This is a genomic window from Stenotrophomonas sp. RIT-551 (assembly GCF_026241915.1).
In the GTDB taxonomy this organism is placed as follows: domain Bacteria; phylum Pseudomonadota; class Gammaproteobacteria; order Xanthomonadales; family Xanthomonadaceae; genus Stenotrophomonas; species Stenotrophomonas bentonitica_A.
The window spans coordinates 88,837-110,519 of sequence record NZ_JAPJIU010000004.1; the positions used below are offsets into that span (position 1 = coordinate 88,837).

The 21,683-nt window shown below is 66.8% G+C and carries 17 protein-coding genes; 6 read left to right on the plus strand and 11 right to left on the minus strand.

All coding sequences use genetic code 11. The features are described 5' to 3' along the window. Positions 1-298: 298 nt before the first annotated feature. The 3 genes from ORK51_RS06605 to ORK51_RS06615 all read right to left on the minus strand — a co-directional run bounded on the left by ORK51_RS06605 (position 299) and on the right by ORK51_RS06615 (position 2,965). Positions 299-1,864 (minus strand): protein adenylyltransferase SelO, encoded by a 1,566-nt coding sequence (locus tag ORK51_RS06605; RefSeq protein WP_266084589.1) that lies wholly within the window; start codon positions 1,862-1,864, stop codon positions 299-301. A gap of 37 nt (positions 1,865-1,901) precedes the next feature. After that, the gene (locus ORK51_RS06610; RefSeq protein WP_019183132.1) at positions 1,902-2,594 is read right to left on the minus strand and encodes a glutathione S-transferase family protein; all 693 of its coding nucleotides are present in this window, start codon (positions 2,592-2,594) and stop codon (positions 1,902-1,904) included. Between the two features lie 161 nt (positions 2,595-2,755). After that, the gene (locus ORK51_RS06615; protein WP_017356920.1) at positions 2,756-2,965 is read right to left on the minus strand and encodes a cold-shock protein; all 210 of its coding nucleotides are present in this window, start codon (positions 2,963-2,965) and stop codon (positions 2,756-2,758) included. Between the two features lie 301 nt (positions 2,966-3,266). Between ORK51_RS06615 and ORK51_RS06620 the strand changes: the two genes are divergently transcribed. Continuing rightward, positions 3,267-3,734 carry a YaiI/YqxD family protein gene (locus ORK51_RS06620; RefSeq protein ID WP_266084590.1) on the plus strand — a complete coding sequence of 156 codons (468 nt, stop codon included), beginning with the start codon at positions 3,267-3,269 and terminating at the stop codon, positions 3,732-3,734. Between the two features lie 142 nt (positions 3,735-3,876). On the opposite strand, the gene ORK51_RS06625 is transcribed toward ORK51_RS06620, so the two are convergent. Next, positions 3,877-4,761, minus strand: a complete 885-nt coding sequence (locus tag ORK51_RS06625) for a pseudouridine synthase (protein ID WP_266084591.1) — start codon at positions 4,759-4,761, stop codon at positions 3,877-3,879. A gap of 41 nt (positions 4,762-4,802) precedes the next feature. On the opposite strand from ORK51_RS06625, the gene ORK51_RS06630 reads away from it, so the two are divergent. The 3 genes from ORK51_RS06630 (at position 4,803) to ORK51_RS06640 (ending at position 8,711) form a co-directional block, all read left to right on the plus strand. Continuing rightward, positions 4,803-5,354 carry a YaeQ family protein gene (locus ORK51_RS06630; RefSeq protein WP_019183135.1) on the plus strand — a complete coding sequence of 184 codons (552 nt, stop codon included), beginning with the start codon at positions 4,803-4,805 and terminating at the stop codon, positions 5,352-5,354. A 10-nt stretch (positions 5,355-5,364) separates the two neighbouring features. Then, positions 5,365-6,549, plus strand: coding sequence for a BaiN/RdsA family NAD(P)/FAD-dependent oxidoreductase (locus tag ORK51_RS06635; RefSeq protein ID WP_070427179.1), 1,185 nt, complete (start codon positions 5,365-5,367; stop codon positions 6,547-6,549). Positions 6,550-6,641: 92 nt separating this feature from the next. Then, positions 6,642-8,711, plus strand: a complete 2,070-nt coding sequence (locus tag ORK51_RS06640; RefSeq protein WP_266084592.1) for a GGDEF/EAL domain-containing response regulator — start codon at positions 6,642-6,644, stop codon at positions 8,709-8,711. Positions 8,712-8,901: 190 nt separating this feature from the next. Here ORK51_RS06640 and fabV read toward each other — a convergent pair whose 3' ends face one another. The 6 genes from fabV to queA form a co-directional block, all read right to left on the minus strand. Further along, complete coding sequence (fabV, locus tag ORK51_RS06645) at positions 8,902-10,161, minus strand: enoyl-ACP reductase FabV (RefSeq protein ID WP_070427177.1); 1,260 nt, start codon at positions 10,159-10,161, stop codon at positions 8,902-8,904. A 232-nt stretch (positions 10,162-10,393) separates the two neighbouring features. Then, complete coding sequence (secF, locus tag ORK51_RS06650; protein WP_019183139.1) at positions 10,394-11,368, minus strand: protein translocase subunit SecF; 975 nt, start codon at positions 11,366-11,368, stop codon at positions 10,394-10,396. Positions 11,369-11,387: 19 nt separating this feature from the next. Then, positions 11,388-13,241 carry a protein translocase subunit SecD gene (gene secD, locus ORK51_RS06655; RefSeq protein WP_070427176.1) on the minus strand — a complete coding sequence of 618 codons (1,854 nt, stop codon included), beginning with the start codon at positions 13,239-13,241 and terminating at the stop codon, positions 11,388-11,390. 58 nt (positions 13,242-13,299) lie between these two features. Continuing rightward, on the minus strand, positions 13,300-13,644 hold the full coding sequence (yajC, locus tag ORK51_RS06660) for a preprotein translocase subunit YajC (protein ID WP_019183141.1): 345 nt from the start codon (positions 13,642-13,644) through the stop codon (positions 13,300-13,302). Positions 13,645-13,799: 155 nt separating this feature from the next. Next, positions 13,800-14,930 (minus strand): tRNA guanosine(34) transglycosylase Tgt, encoded by a 1,131-nt coding sequence (tgt, locus tag ORK51_RS06665; RefSeq protein WP_019183142.1) that lies wholly within the window; start codon positions 14,928-14,930, stop codon positions 13,800-13,802. Positions 14,931-14,997: 67 nt separating this feature from the next. Then, a complete protein-coding gene (gene queA, locus ORK51_RS06670) occupies positions 14,998-16,029 on the minus strand; it encodes a tRNA preQ1(34) S-adenosylmethionine ribosyltransferase-isomerase QueA (protein ID WP_261997558.1) in 1,032 nt (343 codons plus the stop codon). Between the two features lie 247 nt (positions 16,030-16,276). Here queA and ORK51_RS06675 point away from each other — a divergent pair, with 247 nt between their 5' ends. Next, positions 16,277-17,773, plus strand: a complete 1,497-nt coding sequence (locus ORK51_RS06675; RefSeq protein ID WP_266084593.1) for an aminotransferase class III-fold pyridoxal phosphate-dependent enzyme — start codon at positions 16,277-16,279, stop codon at positions 17,771-17,773. A 299-nt stretch (positions 17,774-18,072) separates the two neighbouring features. Next, positions 18,073-18,666, plus strand: coding sequence for an LOG family protein (locus ORK51_RS06680; RefSeq protein ID WP_019183145.1), 594 nt, complete (start codon positions 18,073-18,075; stop codon positions 18,664-18,666). 21 nt (positions 18,667-18,687) lie between these two features. On the opposite strand, the gene ORK51_RS06685 is transcribed toward ORK51_RS06680, so the two are convergent. Continuing rightward, positions 18,688-21,570: an EAL domain-containing protein gene (locus tag ORK51_RS06685; protein ID WP_266084594.1), complete on the minus strand. Its 2,883-nt coding sequence runs from the start codon at positions 21,568-21,570 to the stop codon at positions 18,688-18,690. Positions 21,571-21,683: the final 113 nt, after the last annotated feature.

Below are 21,683 nucleotides of genomic sequence, written 5' to 3' on the forward strand. Positions count from 1 at the left end.
GGGAAAGGGACTCCGGCGGTCTTCCCCTGCACCTGGCTTCAGTACCGGTTCGGCACTGCCCTCGCCCGCCAGAGGTGGATCGCTTGGAACGGGATTGAAAGTAGGTTTATCGCACTGCACCATTCAAGTGCGTTTATCGACTATGCGTGCGATTATCGAACATCGCCCGTACGACCATTGTCGTAGACGCAGGCACGGCGACACGCACGGCCCAGCATCAGCCACGCGGCATCAAGGCAGAATTCACGGGTGGAAACGTCCGATGGCGGGCAGCAACCAGGGCAGCGCCCGTACTGCCCTATGAGCTGCAGGACAGCATCGAGCAGCCGGCCTTCTCACGCGCCCACTCGGGCCGCTTGCCCGCGAAGTGCTCCCGCCCGGGCTGTACCTCATACGGGCGTCGCAACACCTCCAGCAGCGTGTGCACACCGCTCGGATCGCCCTGCTCGGCCTGCTCGATCGCTTCCTGGGCCAGCCAGTTGCGCAGCACGTACACCGGGTTGGCGCGGCCCATCTGCTGCTGCCGCGCCTGCGCGCTCAGCCCATCGGCGCGCACCCGCGCCGCGTACTGCTGCAGCCACGCCTGCAATGACGGCAGCACCGCTTCCCGGCGTGCCGGGCTGTAGAACGCGTCTTCCAGCACCGCCACCGACGGCGCGGCGGGATCGAGATCCATCAGGCCACGGAAGGCGATGGTCATGTCCATCTCCCCCTCGTGCAGGATCTCCAGCCACGCGGCCATCAGCGCCACATCGTCATCGCGGCAGGTGTCCAGGCCCAGCTTGGCGGCGATGTCGGCGCGCTCGCATTCGGCGTGCACCTGCTGGAAACGCGCCAGCCCGTCATGCAGCGGGGTGACATCCTCGAACAGTGGTGCCAATGCCTGCGCGAGCCGGGTGAGATTCCAGTACGCCACCTGCGGCTGCGTGCCGAAGCGATACCGCCGGCCCTGCGCATCGGTGGTGTTGGGGGTCCACTCCGGATCGTAGTCCTCAACCCAGCCATACGGGCCGTAATCGATGGTGAGACCCAGAATCGACAGGTTGTCGGTGTTCATCACGCCGTGCACGAACCCCACGCGCATCCAGTGCGCGACAAGCACGGCGGTGCGTTCGCAGATCTCGGCGAACCAGCGTGCATGGCGCGCCTGGCCGGCGTCGGCCAGCGCAGGGAAATCACGCGCGATGCAGACATCGGCCAGTTGCCGCAACAACGGGGTGTCGCCGCGCGAGGCCGGAAGTTCAAACGTGCCGAAACGGATGAAGGACGGCGCGACGCGGCAGACGATCGCGCCGGGCTCGGCCTGCGGATGACCGTCATAGAACATGTCACGCACGACCGCATCGCCGGTGCCGACCAGACTCAACGCGCGCGTGGTCGGCACGCCGAGGTGATGCATCGCCTCGCTGCACAGGAACTCGCGGATCGACGAGCGCAGCACCGCGCGCCCATCGGCACCGCGCGAGTAAGGCGTGCGCCCGGCGCCCTTCAACTGCAGTTCCCAGTGCGTCCCTTCCGGGGTGAGCAGTTCGCCCAGCGAGATCGCACGGCCATCGCCGAGCTGCCCCGCCCAGTGGCCGAACTGATGGCCACCATAGTTGGCCGCCCACGGTGCCATCCCGGCATACAGCGCATTGCCGCCGAACACCCGTGCGAAGTCCTCGCTCTGGATCAGGTCCTCGCCCATGCCCAGCAGCGCGGCCACGTCCGGCGAGTACGCCAGCAGCCGTGGGGCGGCGACCGGGGTCGGCATCACCGAGGACCACGCGGCCTGGCGCACCTCGCGCACGCGCGGGCCGGTTTCCGGATCGCCGGGCAGGTCACGGATGAAGCGGTTATCGAAACGCAGGGGCTGGGTGCTCATCCGTATGAAATGGGGGCAGCCGGGCTGCCCCGCAAGCTCAGCGTGAACCGCCGCCGAGGTTCAACGGACCGCCCCGCTCCACCGCACGCTGGTAGGCCGGGCGCTGTTCGATCCGGGTCAGGTAGGACTGCAGCCGCGGATAGGCGGCCATATCGCCCCCTCTCGCGGCGGCGGCCTGGATCGGGAAACTCATCTGGATGTCCGCTGCGGTGAAGCGCTCACCGGCAAACCACGGCGACTGGCCCAGCTCGCGTTCCATCCAGTCCATGTGCAGCTTCACCTGCGGCCCCACGAACCCCTTCAGCGCCTTGTCGGCAATGGAGCGTGCGATCGGCTTGGCGAAGAACGGCATCGGCGCATTGCGCAGCCGCGAAAACACCAACGTCATCACCAGCGGCGGCATCGCCGAGCCTTCGGCGTAGTGCAGCCAGTACCGATAACGCACGCGTTCGGGCGCCTGGGCCGGCATCGGCTCGGGCGAGAGCTGGCGGCCGCTGTCATAGCGGTCGGCCAGGTACTCCAGGATCGCGCCGGATTCAGCCAATACCAGTGCATCGTCCTGCAGCACCGGGGACTTGCCCAGCGGGTGCACGTCACGCAGCGCCTGCGGTGCCAGCCAGGTCTTGGGATCGCGCTGGTAGTTGACCACCTGATACGGCAGGCCCAGCTCTTCAAGCATCCACAGCACGCGCAGCGAGCGCGAGTGGTCCAGATGGTGCACCTTGATCATCGACGGTTCCGCAGGGGCAAAGCGGCATCGTAACCGGGTGGCTGACACGGTGACGTCTTCAACATGCGCCGCGTCAACCAGGGCCAGGCATCGCCCAATAAAAAACGCCGGAAGCTTTCGCTTCCGGCGTTCAAGGCGACCTTACGGTTGCGGGGGGTCGATTAGACCGCCTGCACCTGGTCAGCCTGCATACCCTTCTGGCCCTGCACGGCGACGAAGGTCACCTTCTGGCCTTCCTGCAGCGACTTGAAGCCGGTGCCCTGGATCGCGCGGAAATGCACGAAGAGGTCCGGGCCGCTTTCCGGGGTGATGAAGCCGAAGCCCTTGGCGTCGTTGAACCACTTCACGGTGCCCTGCTGACGATCAGACATGTACTAACTCCTGAAACAATAGTTGAAATAATCGCGGCCGCCGCGTATCGGAGCCGAGACTGAGTTGCAGGCGTTGGTAAAGCGGATCGATGAGCAGATCGTGAGATCAACTGCACCAGGCCACGATTCACGGTGACCCTAGCAAACACAGTGTGGGTGACGATACTCGTGTTTTACCGAAAAAGCGATAGCTGGTTTATTCAGCCATCCTCCCCCTCCCGCCTGACAGGACAAGGGGTCGGGCGATCCTACACGAAACCGGAGCGCCTATTCAGATTTTTCCTACCTTAAGATCAGCCAAATGACCGATGCCCCGACTCCTAAAGTTCATATCTGGGTGGACGCCGATGCCTGCCCGGCCGTCATCAAGGAGATCCTGTTCCGCGCCGCCGAGCGCGCCGGGATCGAGATGACCCTGGTCGCGAACCACTGGCTGCGCACTCCCCCGTCCCGTTTCATCCGATCGGTACAGGTGCCGCCAGGCCTGGATGTGGCTGACAGCGTGATCGTCGAGCGGGTCCAGCCGGGCGACCTGGTCGTCACGCAGGACATCCCCTTGGCCGCCCTCGTATTGGATAAAAAGGCCGTCGCGCTCAACCCGCGTGGCGAGCTGTACACGCCCGACAACATGGCCGAGCGGCTATCCATGCGCAATTTCATGGAAGAACTGCGCGGCTCGGGCATCCAAACCGGCGGGCCGGCGCCCCTGCACGCGCGCGACAAACAGGCCTTCGCCGCGCAGCTGGATCGTTGGCTGGCCAAGCGTTAAGTGTGATGAACCGCCAGCTGGATGAAGGTCCGGCGTGGCCCAGGGCCGGTAGCGGTAGTGCCGGCCGCTGGCCGGCTCCTCCTCAACACCTGCTGACGACAGGATCTACCCATGGACCTTGGCAGCCGGCCAGCGGCCGGCCCTACAGGTGGAGCGACAGCCCGCTGGAGAACGTGCGCCGCTCTCCGGTGAACGGGTCATCGAACGCCAATTCCTTCGCCAGCAGCTGCAGCGGCACCCCCGCCGGCGCATCCGCGCGCAGCTCCGGGTACAGATCGTCCCCCAAGATCGGCGCGCCCAGCCCCGCCATGTGCACGCGCAACTGGTGCTTGCGGCCACTCACCGGGTGCAGCCGGTAACGCCAGACCGGCCCGGCGGCCTCGATCACCTCGATGCGGGTCCGGGCATTGGGCTCGCCGGCCGCCTCGGCCATGCGGAAAAACGGCTCGCCCGGGACCAGCCGGGTCTGGCGCTCAAGCGGGAACGCCACTTGCGGCAGGGCCGGCGCCAGGGCTTCGTAGACCTTCTCGATGCGCCGCTCGCGGAACAGGCGCTGGTAGGCATCGCGGCTCGCCGGCCGGGTCGAGAACAGCACCAGCCCGGCGGTCAAGCGGTCCAGGCGGTGCAGCGGCACCAGGTCGGGGTTGCCGGTGCGCGCCACCAGCCGCGCCAGCAGGGTCTCGCGGACGTAGCCACCCGCCGGGGTGACCGGCAGGAAGTGCGGCTTGTCGGCCACCAGCAGCTCCGCGTCCTGATGGACGATGGCCTCGGCGAAGGGAATCACCGGCTCATCGGGCACTTCACGGAAGTAGACGATCTCCAGCCCGACCTGCCAGGGGTGATCCGGAGCGAGCGCCCTGCCCTGCGCATCCTGCACGCGCCCACGGGCGAAGCGGCCCACCCACTGCGCGCGGTCGATGCGCGGGAAGCGCGCACACAGCCCGTCCAGCAGGCTCGGCCAGTCGCCAGGCGGCAACTGCAGGCGACTGGGCGCGGGGGTGGCAAGGATCGGATCGGACGGACTCATGGCGAACCATTATCATGGCGCTCTTTGTTTCAGGTATCCCCATGGCCCTCACCGCCACCATCCGCAAGGCCGAACTGCAGATCAGCGACATGGACCGCGGCTACTACGCCAGCCATACGCTGACGCTGGCCCAGCATCCGTCCGAAACCGACGACCGCCTGATGGTGCGCCTGCTCACCTTCGCGCTTAACGCCGACGACCGGCTGGAATTCGGCCGCGGCCTGAGCGTGGATGACGAGCCGGACCTGTGGCGCCGCGATTACACCGGCGACATCGAACTGTGGATCGAACTGGGCCAGCCGGACGAGTCGCGCCTGCGCAAGGCCGCCGGCCGCGCGCGTGCGGTGCAGCTGGTCACCTACGGAGGCCGCGCCGCCGACATCTGGTGGGACCGCAACGCTTCCGCGCTGAAGAAGCTCGCCACGCTGGAGGTGATGGACCTCCCGGGCGAGTTCGTCACCGAATGGGGCGCGCAGATCGAACGCACGATGCAGTGGGACGTGCAGATCCAGGACGGCGAAGTGCAGTTGACCTCCGACAAGGCCCAGCTCAGCGTCATCCCCACCTGGCGCAAGCAGAAGCCGCAGGCCTGAGCGCGCTGAGATGTCCGTGATCCGATGCGATGTACTGGTGATCGGCGCCGGCGCGGCCGGGCTGATGTGTGCGATGACCGCTGGCAGGCGCGGGCGCATGGTGCAGGTGATCGACCATGCCAACAAGGTCGGCAAGAAGATCCTGATGTCCGGCGGCGGGCGCTGCAACTTCACCAACACCGGCACCACGGCCGCCAACTTCCTGTCGGCCAACCCGCACTTCTGCAAATCCGCGCTGGCCCGTTACACCCCCTGGCACTTCATCGAGATGGTGGAGCGGCACGGCATCGCGTATCACGAAAAAGAACTGGGCCAGCTGTTCTGCGACATCTCCTCCAAGCAGATCGTGAAGATGCTGGTGGACGAATGCCAGGCCGCCGGGGTGCAGATCCGCACCGACTGCGGGGTGCAGAAGGTCGAGCGCGGCGCGGACGGTTTCCACGTACACACCGCGCAGGGTCACTTCCACGCCGCTTCGCTGGTGGTCGCCACCGGTGGCTTGTCGATCCCGAGCATGGGCGCCACCGGCTTCGGCTATGAGCTGGCCCGCCAGTTTGGCCACGAGGTCCTGCCGACCCGGGCCGGGCTGGTGCCGCTGACCTTGAGCGGCAAGCACCAGGAGCGCTTCAACGAGCTCAGCGGCGTCGCCCTGCCGATCGAGGCACGCTGCAACGGGGTCGAGTTCCGCAATTCCATGCTGATCACCCACCGCGGCATCAGCGGCCCGGCGATCCTGCAGATCTCTTCGTACTGGCAGCCCGGCGATGAGCTGCGGCTGGACCTGCTGCCGGGCCAGGACGCGCTGGGCTGGCTGCGCCGGATGAAGGCCGAGCGCGGCGCCGCCGAGCTGCGCACGGTGCTCTCCGAGGTGCTGCCGCGGCGGCTCGCGCTGCGCCTGTGCGAGCACTGGCTGCCGGACCGGCTGGTGCGCCAGATCGATGAGCCGCAGCTGCGCGAGGCGGCCGATCTGCTGCAGAATTTCCCGCTGGTGGCCAGTGGCACCGAGGGCTACCGTACCGCCGAGGTGACGCTGGGCGGGGTCGACACCCGCAAGGTGTCCTCCAGTACCTTTGAATCGCAACTGGTTCCCGGCCTGCACTTCATCGGGGAGGTGCTGGACGTGACCGGCTGGCTGGGGGGCTACAACTTCCAGTGGGCCTGGGCCTGTGGCCATGCCGCGGGCAGCGTGGCCTGAGCCGGGACCCGCGTTCCGTGATCGGCTACGGTTTGCCGCATGGACGTAGTCACACGCATCGTGTATCAAGTTTGCAGTCCGGGGAGTACTGAATGCAGAACGCGAATGACATGACGGTCCGCCTGCTGATCGTGGACGACAGCGGCGAGAACGCCGAGACCATCGTCAGCACGCTGCGCAACAGCGGCATCGCGGTGCGCCCGACGCGCCCGCAGCACAGCGAGGAACTGGCCCAGGTCCTGGGCACCCAGCCGATCGACCTGGTACTGGTCGCTGCCGCCCAGAGCATCCCGCTGCTGCAGGTCACCCAGCAGATCGCGGCCAGTGGCAAGGACATCCCCATGATCCTGCTGGCCGAGTCGATCAATGAAAACGAGTGGGTCGAGGCCGGTGCCAATGGCATCCGCGCCATCGCCCTGCGCCACCGCCCCGAGCACCTGCTTGCGGTGGTGCGCAATGAATGGACCGATCTGCACGCGCGCCGCGGGCTGCGCCGGATCGAGGCCCAGATGCGCGAGACCGAGCGCCGCTGCGACGCGCTGATCTCCTCCTCGCGCGACCCGATCGCCTATGTTCATGAAGGCATGCACATCCGCGCCAACGAGGCCTACCTGGAGATGTTCGGCTACGAGACCTTCGAGGATGTGGAGGGCATCTCGCTGCTGGACATGGTCGCCCCGCAGCACGTGGACGGCTTCAAGCAGCTGCTCAAGTCGATGAGCAAGGGCGATGCACCGCCGCCGCAGTACCAGGTGGACGCACGCAACCAGGACGGGGCGGTGTTCCCGGCCACGATGGAGTTCACCCAGGCCAGCTACGAAGGCGAATCCTGCCTGCAGGTGGTGTTCCGCCGCCGCATGGAGTTCGACCCGGAGCTGGCGCGCGAGGTGGAGGACCTGCGACAGCGCGACCAGGTCACCGGCCTGCTCAACCGACCGACCTTCATGCTGCATGTCGAAAATGCCGTGGCCCAGGCCGGCCGCAGCGAGGGCCGGTTCGGCCTGCTGCTGGTCGAGCCCGACCACTATGCGCGCCTGCTGCCGGAGATCGGGCTGGACTCGGCCGACGCGCTGATCGGCGCCCTTGCCCGCGTGCTGGCCCAATCCGTTGGCGACGCTGCCCAGGTGGCCCGCTTCGGTGAACACAGCTTCGCCGTGCTGACCGAAGCACCCTACGCGCAGACCGTCGCCTTGGCCGACCAGATCCGGGCCGCCTTCGCCGCGCAGGTGTTCAGCATCGGCGAGCGCTCGGCCACGGTCACCGTCAGTGTCGGCGGCGTGCAGGTCGGCGAAAAGATCGCCAGCATCGGCCAGGTGCTGGCGCGCGCCACCGAGTGCACGCAGGCAGCCCTGGAACTGGGCAACACCACCCGGGTGTTCGACCCGGCGGCGGTAGACCGCGTGGAAGAAGAGCGCATCCAGCACTGGGTCGCCCGCATCCGCCAGGCGCTGGACGGCGATGGCTTCCAGCTGCATTACCAGCCGGTGCTCAACCTGCAGGGCGAAGCGCTGGAGCTGTACGAGGCCTACCTGCGCCTGGAGCACAACGGCGAGCTGCTCAGCCCGACCGCGTTCCTGGGCATCGCCGAGGAGCACGGCCTGCTGGCCGACATCAACCGCTGGGTGGTCACCCACGCGATCGGCATGCTCGCCGCACGCAGGCGCGAGGGCCACGTCACCCACCTGATGGTCAAGATCACCCCGGAGTCGTTCAACGACCCGCAGATGATCGTCACCCTGCGCCGCGAGCTGCAGGCCCAGGGCGTCCCGGGCGAACAGCTGTGGCTGCATGCCCCGGAGGCAAAGGTGTTCACCCACCTGCGCAATGCGCAGCAGTTCCTGGCGGCGATCGCGCCGCTCGGCTGCCGGATCGGCCTGGAGCAGTTCGGCTCGGGGCTGGACTCGTTCCAGCTGCTGGCCCATTTCCAGCCGCAGTTCCTCAAGCTGGACCGCGACTTCACCTGCGACCTCGCCAGCACCCGCGAACACAGCGGGAAGATCAGCGAGATCACCGCGCGGGCGCAGGCCGCCAACATCCGCACCATCGCCGAGTTCGTCGCCGATGCCAACTCGATGAGCCTGCTTTTCAGTGCCGGGGTGGACTACGTGCAGGGCGACTTCGTCGGCCCGGCCGGCCCGGTGATGGATTTCGATTTCAGCTGATTGGGAGCGTCACGACCAACGGTCGCGACCTACCCTCTTGCGCGCATCAATGGGCGCAGCGCGCGGGCATCATTGGGCGCACCGCACGTGCATCGATGGGGTGACCGCACGTGCATCGATGGGGTCATCGCGCGTGCATCTGTGGCCGCGCGGGTAGATGCCGACCGTTGGTCGGCATCCATCCTTCCGGTCAGGCCATCTCGACCAGGTTCGGGATCTTCACGTCGGTGGCGACATCGGCATCGTAATCCACACCTTCCACGCCGAACCCGAACAGACGCAGGAAGTCGGCCTTGTAGCCGGCCAGATCGCTGATCTCGTAGAGGTTCTCGTTGGTCACCTGCGGCCACAGCGCGACCACTTCGCCCTGCACCTCCGGCGCCATTTCCTTGTAGTCCGCGCGCAGACGGCCGGCGTCGTCGATCAGCTCGACCTTGCGGCCGCCATCGGTGACCAGGTCGTGGCGCAGGCGCTCGGTCGCGGTACCCGCGTCCTTGCCGCCGTAGAGGATGTCGTACAGGGTATCGAGCTGTTCGATGCAGCCCTCGTGGGTGCCCTTGGCCTTCATCACCTTGAACAGCAGCGACAGGTACAGCGGCATGGTCGGGATCGCCGAGCTGGCCTGGGTGACCACGGCCTTGAGCACCGATACGCGCGCATCGCCACCGATCGGCGCCAGCTTCTGACGCAGGCCGACGACCTTCTCGTCCAGATCCTTCTTGGCCGCGCCGATGGAGCCGTTCCAGTAGATCGCCTGGGTGATTTCCTCACCGACGTAGGTGAAGGCCGTGGTGGTCGCGCCTTCGGCCAGCACACCGGCCTCGAGCAGCGCATCGATCCACATCTGCCAGTCTTCGCCGCCCATGACGGCGACGGTACCGGCGATCTCTTCCGGCGTGGCCGGCTCGATCGTGGTTTCGGTGATCACTTCCTTGTCGGTATCCAGGCCGCGCAGCGTGATCGGTGCGCCGATCGGCTTGAGCGTGGAGCTGATCACTTCACCGGTCCCGGGATGCTTGCGGCGCGGCGCGGCCAGGCTGTACACCACCTGGTCGACCTGGCCGAGATCCTGCTTGATCAGCTCGATGACCTTGGCCTTGACCTCGTCGGAGAAGGCATCGCCGTTGACGCTCTTGGCGTACAGACCGGCCTGCTCGGCGTACTTGTGGAACGCGGCGGTGTTGTACCAGCCAGCCGTGCCCGGCTTGGTCTCGGTACCCGGACGCTCGAAGAACACACCCAGCGTGGCGGCATCACTGCCGAACGCTGCCGTGATGCGCGCAGCCAGGCCGTAGCCGGTGGAGGCACCGAGCACCAGCACCTTCTTCGGGCCGTTGGTGATCTTCGGCTTGGACTGGATGTACTCGATCTGCTGCTTGACGGCCGCATCGCAGCCGACGGGGTGGGTGGTGACGCAGATGAAGCCGCGCACACGCGGTTTGATGACCATGTAAACCTCGAGGGGGACTGGCGCAGGGCGGACCGGCGCGATGAAAAGGGAGGTCGCGCGCCACCTGGGCGGCTGCGCGGAACGCAAGGGATCGTAGTGCGCAGCGCCGCTGAGTACAACCGACGGGGGTGTATGGGAGGTGACGGTCCCGCCCTGGCGCGCTCTGCGGGCAGCCCCAAAAGAAAGGCCGCGCAATGCGCGGCCTTCCGGATGTTGCAGACCACCAGAAACCTTACGGACGACGCTCCAGCGCTTCCACGTCCTTGGCCTTCGGCAGCAGATCCTGCTTGGTCACCGCCAGCGCGCCCATCGTCAGCAGCGGGCAGGCGATGAAGATCGACGACAGCGTACCGATCACCGCACCGATCATCTGGCTCAGCGCCAGCCCTTCCAGCGAACCACCGCCGTACAGGTACAGCGCCAGCACCGACAGGAAGAACACCAGCGAGGTGATGATCGTGCGCGACAGCGTCTGGTTGATCGAACGGTTCATCACTTCCAGCGGCTCCACACGCAGGCTGCGGAAGTTTTCACGCACGCGGTCGAACACCACGATGGTGTCGTTGATCGAGAAGCCCATCACCGACAGCAGGCCGGCCAGCACGGTCAGATCGAACTCGCGGCCACTCAGCGAGAAGTAGCCCGCCACCACCAGCACGTCGAACAGCGTGGTGATGATCGCCACCATCGCGAACTTCCACTCGAAGCGGAAACCGATGTAGATCAGGAAGCCGATCAGCACGAACAGCGCCGCGTACAGGCCGTTCAGGGCCAGCTCTTTACCCACCTGCGGGCCGACGAACTCGGCGCCGACGATGGCGGCCTGGTTGCCCTCCATCGAGATCGCCTTCTGCACGGCTTCGGCGGTGCGGTTGTTGGCTTCACCGGCGTTCTCGCCTTCGGCCATTTCCTGCGGCTGCAGACGGATCAGCAGGTTGCTGCCGCTGCCGAAGCTCTGCACCTGGGCACCGGCATAGCCGGCGCCTTCCAGATGCTCACGCACGGCATCGACGTCAGCCGGCTTGTCGAAGCGGACTTCGACCACGGTGCCACCGGTGAAGTCCAGCGCGTAGTTGAAGCCCTTGAAGGCAATGCAGCCGATGGCGGCAATGAACACCAGGGCAGCCAGCGAGACAGCCACCCAACGGGTGCGCATGAAGTCGAACTTGGTGTCGTTCGGGATCAGATGCAACGGGAAAAGTTTCATGGTTTCTATTCGCTTCCCGTCAGATGGCCAGGGTCTTGAGCTTCTTGCGGCGGCTGTAAACCAGCACGGCAAGGGCACGCGAGACGGTGATTGCAGTGAACATGGAGGCCAGGATGCCGACGATCATGGTCACGGCGAAGCCCTTCAGCGGGCCGGTACCGAACGCATACAACGCCACACCCGCCAGGATGCCGGTGAGGTTGGCGTCCAGGATGGTCCCGGAAGCCTTCTCGTAACCGGCCACGATGGCCGCCTTGGGCGGCATGCCGGCCCGCAGCTCTTCACGGATACGTTCGTTGATCAGCACGTTGGCGTCGACCGACAGGCCGATCGACAGCGCCAGGCCGGCGAAGCCGGGCAGCGTCATCGTCGCACCGAACAGCGACATCACCGCCACCACGATCAGCAGGTTGAACAGCATCGCCACCGAGGTGATCACGCCGAACATCCGGTAGTACACGGTGAAGAAGACCAAGGTGAACAGGAACGCGAAGCCGACCGCGGTCACGCCGCGCTCGACGTTCTCCGCACCCAGGCTCGGGCCGACGATGCGTTCTTCAACAAAGTCCATCGGGGCGGCCAGCGAGCCGGATTTCAGCAGCTTGGCCAGGTTGTCCGCTTCGAGCTTGTCCAGGCCGGTGGTCTGGAAGTTCTTGCCGAACACGCCGTTGATGTTGGCGACCGAGATCACCTCTTCCTTGACGCGGAAGCTGCGCACTTCCTTGCCGTCGACCACGTTCACGGTCGGGATGCGCTCGGTGTAGACCACCGCCATCGGCTTGTTCACGTTGGCGCTGGTGAAGTCGAACATGCGCTGGCCGCCGACGTTGTTCAGCGTCACGCTCACTGCTGCCGAACCGTTCTGGTCGGTGGTGGCCTGCGCGGCGACCATCTGGTCACCGGTCACGATCACGCGCTTGTTGAGCAGGATCGGGCCGCGGTTGTCGCGCTGCTGGTAGACCTTGGCCTCCGGCGGGATGCGGCCGCTGGCGATCGCGTCCTGGGCGTTGCCTTCAACCACGGCGCGGTATTCCAGCGTCGCGGTGGCACCGATCATGCGCTTGGCTTCGGCGGTGTCCTGCACGCCGGGCAGCTGCACGACCACGCGGTCGGCACCCTGGCGCTGGATGATCGGCTCGGCCACGCCCAACTGGTTGACGCGGTTGCGCAGCGTGTTGACGTTCTGTTCGATGGCGCCATTGGCGATCGCGGTCAGCTCCGTCTCCGGCATGCTGACGGTGATGCGGTTGCCCGCCACCTCATAGCCCAGCGTCGGCTGCGCCTTGACCATGACCTCGCGGGCACGCGCGGCCGCATCGGCACCGGCAGACGGGCTGATGGTGGCCACGATGGTGTTGTCGCCACGGCGCTCGACCGACTGGTAGGCGATGCGGGCATCGCGCAGGCTGGTGCGCACGTCTTCGGCGTAGGCGTCCAGACGCTTGTCCAGTGCCGCCTTCTGGTCGACCTGCAGCACGAAGTGGACGCCGCCCTGCAGATCCAGGCCCAGCACCATCGGCTTGGCGCCCAGGTCGCTCAGCCAGTCCGGCACGGTGGAAGCCAGGTTCAGGGCAACCACGTAGTCCTCGCCCATCTCGTCGCGCAGGGCGTCGTTGGCGGCGGTCTGCGCCTGCAGCGTCGGCAGGCGCACGATCAGGCTGTCGCCTTCCTTGGCCACCGACAGCGGCTCCACGCCGGCCTGCTTGAGGTCACCCAGCACACGGTCGCGCAGGGCGTCGTCGATCTGCCCGCCACGGTTGGCGGTGATCTGCACGGCAGGGTCCTTCTGGTAGATGTTGGGCAGCGCGTACAACGCACTGACCGCCAGCACGATCAGGATGAGGAAATACTTCCAGCGTGGAAATTCGAGCATTGCTTGGGTCCCGCGCGGTGCCCGTCCCGGCACCGCGGTTGAACGGAAAGGAGGTGGATCAGTTGGCCGACTTCAGCGTGCCGGTCGGCAGCACATTGCCCACGGCGCCCTTCTGCACGCGGATGCGCACGTTCTCGGCCACTTCGATGGTGATGAAGTTGTCGCCGATGTCGGTGACCACGCCGGCGATGCCGCCGTTGGTCAGCACTTCGTCACCGCGCTTGACCTTCTCCAGCATGGCCTTGTGTTCCTTCTGGCGCTTCATCTGCGGGCGGATCATCAGGAAGTACATGATCGCGATCAGGATGATCGGGAACAGCAGGGTGGTCAGACCCATGCCCTGCGGCTGGCCACCGGCGGCCTGGGCGTTGGCGGTGGGGATCAGGAAGGCGAGCAGGTTCATAGTGTGTCCTTGGGTTGGGAGGCGCCCCGCCCCCTCTGAGGGTCAGGGTGTCGCCGCGAAACGGGGGTCAGCCTCGAAGTATGCCATGGCCCCGGGAGTTCGTCCTTGGGCCGTTTGGCAGGGTCGGCGCGCCGGAGCGGCCGGCCGGGGTCACTTTACAGCGCGGGCGTGACCGCACCACGGGCCGCGTAGAAAGACTCGCGGAAGGCGGCAAAGGTTCCCGCCGCGATCGCCTCGCGCATGTCGGCCATCAACTTCTCGTAGTAATAGAGGTTGTGGATGGTGCCCAGCATGGGCGCCAGCATCTCGTTGCAGCGGTCCAGGTGGCGCAGGTAGGAGCGCGTGTAACCGCTGGTGCAGGCATGGCAGCCGCAGCCCGGCTCGATGGTGTCCATGTCGCGCTCGTAGCGGGCGTTGCGGATGCGCACGGTGCCGAACGAGGTGAAATAGTGGCCGTTGCGGGCGTTGCGGGTCGGCATCACGCAATCGAACATGTCCACGCCGCGGGCGACGCCTTCGACCAGATCTTCCGGGCGGCCCACGCCCATCAGGTAGCGCGGGCGGTCGGCCGGCAGGATCGGGTGCATGTGGTCGAGCATGGCGTTGCGCTCGTGCTCGGGCTCGCCCACGGCCAGGCCACCGATGGCGTACCCGTCAAAGCCGATCTGCTGCAGGCCCTCGGCCGAGCGGCTGCGCAGGTCGTGATGGACACCGCCCTGGACGATGCCGAACAGCGCTGCGTCATTGCCCAGTTCATCGTGCGCGTTGCGGCTGCGCTGGGCCCAGCGCAGGCTGAGCTCCATCGAGGTGCGCGCGACCGGCTCGGTGGCCGGGTACGGGGTGCACTCGTCGAAAATCATCACCACGTCCGAATCCAGCACCTTCTGGATGCGCATGCTCTCTTCCGGACCCAGGAACACACGGGCCCCGTCGGTCGGCGAGGAGAAGGTCACGCCCTGCTCGGTGATTTTGCGGCGGTGGGCCAGCGAGAACACCTGGAAGCCGCCGGAGTCGGTCAGGATCGGTCCATTCCAGCGCGCGAAGCCGTGCAGGCCGCCGTGGTCGGCGATCACGTCCAGGCCCGGACGCAGGTACAGATGGAAGGTGTTGCCCAGGATGATCTCCGCACCCAGCGCGCGGATCTGCTCCGGCAGGATGCCCTTCACCGAGCCATAGGTGCCCACCGGCATGAAGGCCGGGGTTTCCACGGTCCCGCGCGGGAAGGTCAGGCGGCCGCGGCGGGCGCGACCGTCGGTGGTCTGGAGCTGGAACTGGAGTCGGGACATGGAGCGGTCATTCGGGCAGATAGTCTGCCATTGTCGCCGAAAACGGCCGCGCCTGCCCCGCCCCCGGTCATTCCCCCTGCGGGAACAGCAGCATCGCATCGCCATAGCTGAAGAAGCGGTACTTCTCCGCGATCGCCGCCTGATAGGCCTCGAATACGCGGTCCTTGCCGGCAAAGGCGGAAATCATCATCAGCAGCGTGCTTTCCGGCAGATGGAAGTTGGTCACCATCGCGTCCACGCTGCGGATCCGGTAGCCGGGGGTGATGAAGATCTGAGTTTCACCGGCGTACGGCAGCAGCTCGCCGTCGCGCATGGCGCTTTCCAGGGCCCGCACCACCGTGGTGCCGACGCCGATCACCCGGCCACCCGCGGCGCGGGCGCGGCGCACCTGCTGCACCAGTTCGGCGCCGACGTTCAGCCATTCGCGGTGCATCACGTGGTCGGTCAGATCGTCCACGCGGACCGGCTGGAAGGTGCCCGCGCCCACGTGCAGGGTCACATGGCCGAACTCCACGCCCTTTTCCTTCAACGTGGCCAGCAGGGCCTCATCGAAGTGCAGGCCGGCGGTCGGGGCCGCCACCGCGCCGATCTCGCGGGCAAAGACCGTCTGGTAACGCTCGCGGTCGTCCACGCCCGGCTCGCGCTGGATATAAGGCGGCAACGGCAGCCGGCCGGCGTGCAGCAGCCACTGTTCCAGCGCCTCGGGCACGTGGAACTGCAGCACGTAGAACTCGCCGTCGCGCCCCAGCACTTCGGCCTCGCCACCGGCATCCAGGGCAATGCGGCTGCCCGGCTTGGGCGACTTGCTGGCGCCGACCTGGGCCCGCGCCTGCTGGCCACCGAGCAGGCGCTCGATCAGGATCTCGACACGGCCCCCGCTGGCCTTCTGGCCGAACAGGCGCGCCGGGATCACCCGGGTATCGTTGAACACCATCAGGTCGCCTTCCCGCAGCAGCTCGGGCAGGTCGCGCACCTGGCGGTGGTCGAAGGCGGCTGGGGCCGGCGGCACCACCATCAGGCGGCTGGCCGAACGCTCGGCGAGCGGAGCCTGGGCAATCAGTTCAGGCGGCAGGTCGTAGTTGAAATCGGACTTCTTCAAGGGAGCGCACGGCAACGTGTAGGCAATGTCGGCCATTGTACGACTGGCTCCCGGTAGCAACCCAGCCTTGTGCGAACGTCGCGCAAAATGCTGCTTTGCAACAGTTTTTGGCGGGGTTATCGCGCGAAAAACCGCGTGCTAGCATCGAGCCGGAAGTCTGATGCACGAGCAGGAATGCCCGAAGCGCGCGCGAATAGACGCGCGTTTTGCTTTTCCGCCGTGCCGCCATCGTTTCAGGAGATCTGCAATGAGCTTCATCGAACGTCTTGCCACACTCCGCGCCCAGCCGGGTACCCGCCTCACCACCGGCCTGGATGACGCCACCCTCGAACGCCTCGCCGCCGGCCACCCCGCGCTGGTCGCCGCCATCGACGCCGCCGCCACTGAGTTCGAGCGCGTGCGCGCCGATCTGGGCGACCTGCTGGCCCTGGATGAGCGCGCCCAGATCGATGCGATGCAGGACGGCTTCGTCAACTTCTATGCCGACGATGCGGTCACCCCGTACGTCGCCCTGGCCGCCCGTGGCGCATGGGTGGTCACGCTGAAGGGCGCGGTGCTGTACGACGCCGGCGGCTACGGCATGCTCGGCTTTGGCCACACCCCCGAAGCGGTGATGGACGCCATGGCGGCCCCGCAGGTGATGGCCAATGTGATGACCCCCAGCCTGTCCCAGCAGCGCTTCATCCAGGCCCTGCGCAAGGAGATCGGCCACCGCCGCGGCGGCTGCCCGTACAGCCACTTCATGTGCCTCAATTCCGGCTCCGAAGCGGTCGGCCTGGCCGCCCGCATCGCCGACGTCAACGCCAAGCTGCAGACCGATCCCGGTGCCCGCCACGCTGGCGCCAGGATCAAGCGCGTGGTGGTGAAGGGCAGCTTCCACGGCCGCACCGACCGCCCGGGCCTGTATTCCGATTCCAGCCGCAAGACCTACATGCAGCACCTGGCCAGCTACCGGGGCGAAGACAGCGTGATCGCGATCGCGCCGTACGACGAAGACGCACTCAAGCGCGTGTTTGCCGAGGCCGAGCAGAACCATTGGTTCATCGAGGCGATCTTCCTGGAGCCGGTAATGGGCGAAGGCGACCCGGGCCGTTCGGTGCCGCCGTCGTTCTATGCGCTGGCCCGTGAGCTGACCCGCCAGCACGGCAGCCTGCTGCTGCTAGACTCGATCCAGGCCGGCCTGCGCGCGCACGGCGTGCTCTCGATCGTGGATTACCCGGGCTTCGAAGGCCTGGACGTGCCGGACATGGAGACCTATTCCAAGGCGCTCAATGCGGCCCAGTTCCCGCTCTCGGTGCTGGCCGTGACCGAACACGCCGCGCAGCTGTACCGCAAGGGCATCTACGGCAACACCATGACCTCCAACCCGCGGGCACTGGACGTGGCCTGCGCCACGCTGTCGCTGCTGACCCCGCAGGTGCGCGAGAACATCCGCGTGCGTGGCGAGGAAGCGGTGCGCAAGCTGGAACAGCTCAAGACCGAGCTGGGCGGGCTGATCACCAAGGTCCAGGGCACCGGCCTGCTGTTCTCCTGCGAGCTGGCACCGCAGTTCAAGTGCTACGGCGCCGGCTCCACCGAGGAATGGCTGCGCAACCACGGCATCAACGTGATCCACGGCGGCGAGAACTCGCTGCGGTTCACCCCGCATTTCGGCATGGACGGCGAAGAGCTGGACCTGCTGGTCGGGCTGGTGGGCCGGGCGCTGAAGGAAGGCCCGCGCCGCGAGCAGTCGCAGGCGGCCTGAGGCGGCGGTACGGACAACGGGAGCCGACCGTTGGTCGGCCGCCACGAACCCGGTAGAGCCGACCGTTGGTCGGCTCCCATGAACCCCGTAGAGCCGACCGTTGGTCGGCTCCCACAAATCCGGCAGAGCCACCACTACCCAGCCGCCATCCCCCGGCCCCGATTGGCCTCCACGCCCATAACACGCGATAATCACCGCCCGCATCCGCGGAACGACACCCCGTCACGAGACCGGAACACTGGTCATCGGCGGGGCTTTTTCGTTTCCGCCGCGTCAGTTTCTGAACACAGGAAGATCCAATGAAGTCGATTTGCGTTTACTGTGGTTCCAACCCCGGCAGCAAGCCGGTCTACACCGAGCGCGCCATCGCGCTGGGTGACCGCATCGCCCGGGATGGCCTGCGCCTGGTTTACGGCGGCGGCAACGTCGGCCTGATGGGTACCGTGGCCAATGCCGTGCTTGCAGGCGGCGGCGAAGTCACCGGCGTGATCCCGCAGCAGCTGGCGGATTGGGAAGTAGCCCACCGCGGCCTGACCGAACTGGAAATCGTCGGTTCGATGCACGAGCGCAAGTCGCGCATGTTCGATCTGTCCGATGCGTTCGTGGCCCTGCCCGGCGGCTTCGGCACGATGGAAGAAATCTTCGAAATGCTGACCTGGCGCCAGCTGGGCATCGGCAACAAGCCCTGCGCGTTCCTGGATGTGGATGGCTTCTACGCCCCGCTGATCGGCATGATCGATCGCATGGTCGAAGAGCGCTTCCTGCACCCGGCCCAGCGCGCGGACCTGTGGTACGGCTCGGACATCGATGAAATGCTTGCCTGGATGCGCGCCTACGAGCCGGCGCAGGCCTCCAAGTGGATCGACGAGAAGCGGGCCAACGCGCTGCGTTGATCCCCGTCCTGCCGCGACGGTTCAGGCCGTCGCGGTAGTCGCCATCGGGGCCGGCCGGCCCAGCAGATAGCCCTGGCCGTAATCGCAGCCCAGCTGCAGCAACGTGTCGTGCTGGGCCTGGGTCTCGATCCCCTCGCCCACCGTTTCGATGCCGAGCGTGCGTGCCAGCGACAGCACGCCCTGCACCAGCGCGTGCGTGCTCTGCATCTCCTGCCCGTGCAGGCCGGCGATGAACGATTGATCGATCTTCAGCGCCGAGATCGGGAAGCGATGCAGGTAGGACAGCGCCGAGAAGCCGGTGCCGAAATCATCCAGCTGCACCAGCACGCCGCGCTCGCGCAGGGTCTGCAGGATGCGCAGCGTGCGCGGGCCGTCATCCAGCAGCGCCACCTCGGTGATCTCCAGCCGCAGCCGGTGCGGATCGGCGCCGGCCGCTTCGATCAGGCCGAACAAGCGCGTGCTGAAATCGGCCGAGCGGAAGTGCCGCGGGGACACATTGACGGACAGATACCCACGGCCGCCACGCGCAAGCTGGGTGATCACCTGCTCGTACAGCAGCCAGTCCACCTGTTCGATCAGGCCACTTTCTTCCCCCAGGTCCAGAAAGGCGCTGGGCAGCAGCAACCCGCGGCGCTCGTGCTGCCAGCGCAACAGCGCTTCATGGCCGACCAGCTCACCATCGCTGAGCCGCACGATGGGCTGATAGAACGGCATGAAATCGCGGTTGATGATGGCCCGGCGCAGGTCCGCCTCCAGGTCCAGGCTGCGCAGGGCCTGCTCGCGCATCGCCTCATCGAACACCGCACAGCGATCGTTGCCCTGTGCCTTGGCGCGGTACATCGCCGCATCCGCATCGCGCACCAGCTCTTCGCCGTTGCGGTAGCGGGGGTTCCACATGGCGATGCCGAGGCTGCCGGAGGGGAACAGCTCACGCCCCTTCACCCACATCGATTCTTCCAGCGCCACCAGCATGCGCTGTGAAAACTCCAGCGCCGAGGCCAGGCCATCGCCGCACTGGAGCAGGATCGCGAACTCATCTCCGCCCAGCCGGGCGACCACATCCTGTGCGGAGATCATCGAGACGATGCGCTTGGCCACCTCGACCAGCATCTGATCACCGGCGGCATGGCCGATGCTGTCATTGACCAGCTTGAACCGGTCCAGATCCAGGAACAGCACCGCAAAGCCCTGTCCCTCGCTGGCGCGCGCACGTGCGATCGCATCTTCCAGCCGGTCCAGCAGATGCAGGCGATTGGGCAGTCCGGTCAGCGCATCATGCATGGCCTGATGGGTGAGGCGCTGCTCAGCGCGCAGGCGCTCGCCGATCTGGCCCAGCAGCTTGTCGTTGACGTCGGCCAGCTCGCGGGTGCGCTCGTCCACGCGCCTTTCCAGATCGGCATGCGCATTGCGCAACCGCTCCTGGTCGCGCTGGCGCGCCAGCCCGTTGCCGATGTTCTGCGCCACGAAGGTCAGCAGCCGCTGGTCGTGCACGGTGAACACCACCTCCGGCGAATAACTCTGCACCACGATCACGCCGACCACATCGTCATCGCTCAGCAACGGCACGCCCAGCCAGCAGTTCGACCGCGCGCCGAACTCGCGCACCACCCCGCTCTCGCGCAGCGCATCGATGCGCTCGCGGGTGGCCAGCAGCGGCTGGCGGTTGCGCACGATGAACTCGGTCAAGCCTTCACTGAAGGGCCGCGGTGCGCGCGACGGGTTGTACTCGTCCACCGAGTAGACGAACTCCAGCCCGTCACCTTTTTCGTTGACCAGGGCGATATAGAAATTGCGCGCATCCAGCAGCGTGCCGACGACGCCATGCACCTGGCCGTAGTACTGCGACAGCGACTCGGCGCTCATCGCCAGCTCGGCGATGTTGAACAGCGCCATCTGCAGTTTCTCAGCGCGGCGGCGTTCGACCACCTCCTCCTGCAGGTTGCGGTTGGCGCGCTGCAGCTCGACCGTGCGGCGCTCCACCTGCCGCTCCAGCTGTACCTGCGCCTGGCGCCGGTCCATCGCGGTCAGGATGTGCTGGGCGACATAGCCCAGCAGCGTGCGGTCGGCCTCGCCATAGCGCGCGCGATGCTCGTAGCTCTGCACCACGATCGCACCGCATACGCGCCCGTCGCGCAGCATCGGCACGCCCAGCCAGTCCAGGCTCTCGGGCCCACGCTCGGGGTCGTGTTCGTCATCGAGGATGGCCAGCAGCTCGCGCGAGGGCCCACTCAATGGCTCGCCATGCCGCAACAGCGCGAAGGTGAGGCTGCGCGGCATTTCGTGTTCTTCGTAGCTGCGGTCCGGGTCGGCGACGAAATCATCTTTCTGATCGGCGAAGTACAGGAAGCGGACCCGGTGGCGAACGTCGTCGTACTCGACGATGAAGCAGTTCTGCGCATACATCAGGGAATTGAGCACGCGGTGGAAGTGGCGCAGCATCTCGGCCATTTCCAGATCGGCACCGGCCAGATCGGCGATTTCATACAGTGCCTGCTGCAGGCGCTTGGAGTCTTCCAGCGAGGCGATCTCGCGCCGCTGCCGGGCCAGCAGCACGGTGCTCTGGAACAGGCAGCGCGCGGCCGTCCACCAGCTGTCCGGTGGCGGCGTATCGCCGGCCAGTGACACGTCCAGGGTCAGTTCCGCGCCGCCATGGTTCCAGCATTGCTGCAGGGCCAGCCGCGCCGATGCCGCCTGCTGCCGCGGGGCGTGGGGAGCGGGCCCTGCGGCGCCGCCCTCCGGGTGGCCGTGGCGGCCCTCGCCCAGCACCGGGTCCGACCAGGCCAGGGCGACCGCTGCGCCCGCCGGCAACTGGGCGCACAACGCCGTGGCGACCGCGGCAGGAATCACCGCATCACCGTCGCGTTGCACTGAAGAGGTCACCATCTGGCTGGACACGTCGCTCATCTCTCGGGCGCCGGCTGCCCGGCACCTCCCCTGTCCTGCGAGCATAACGCGCGGACCGGGGGGCAATGGAAGCGTCTCAACCCCGTCCGGCGCTGCTGGACGTTCTTGATCCT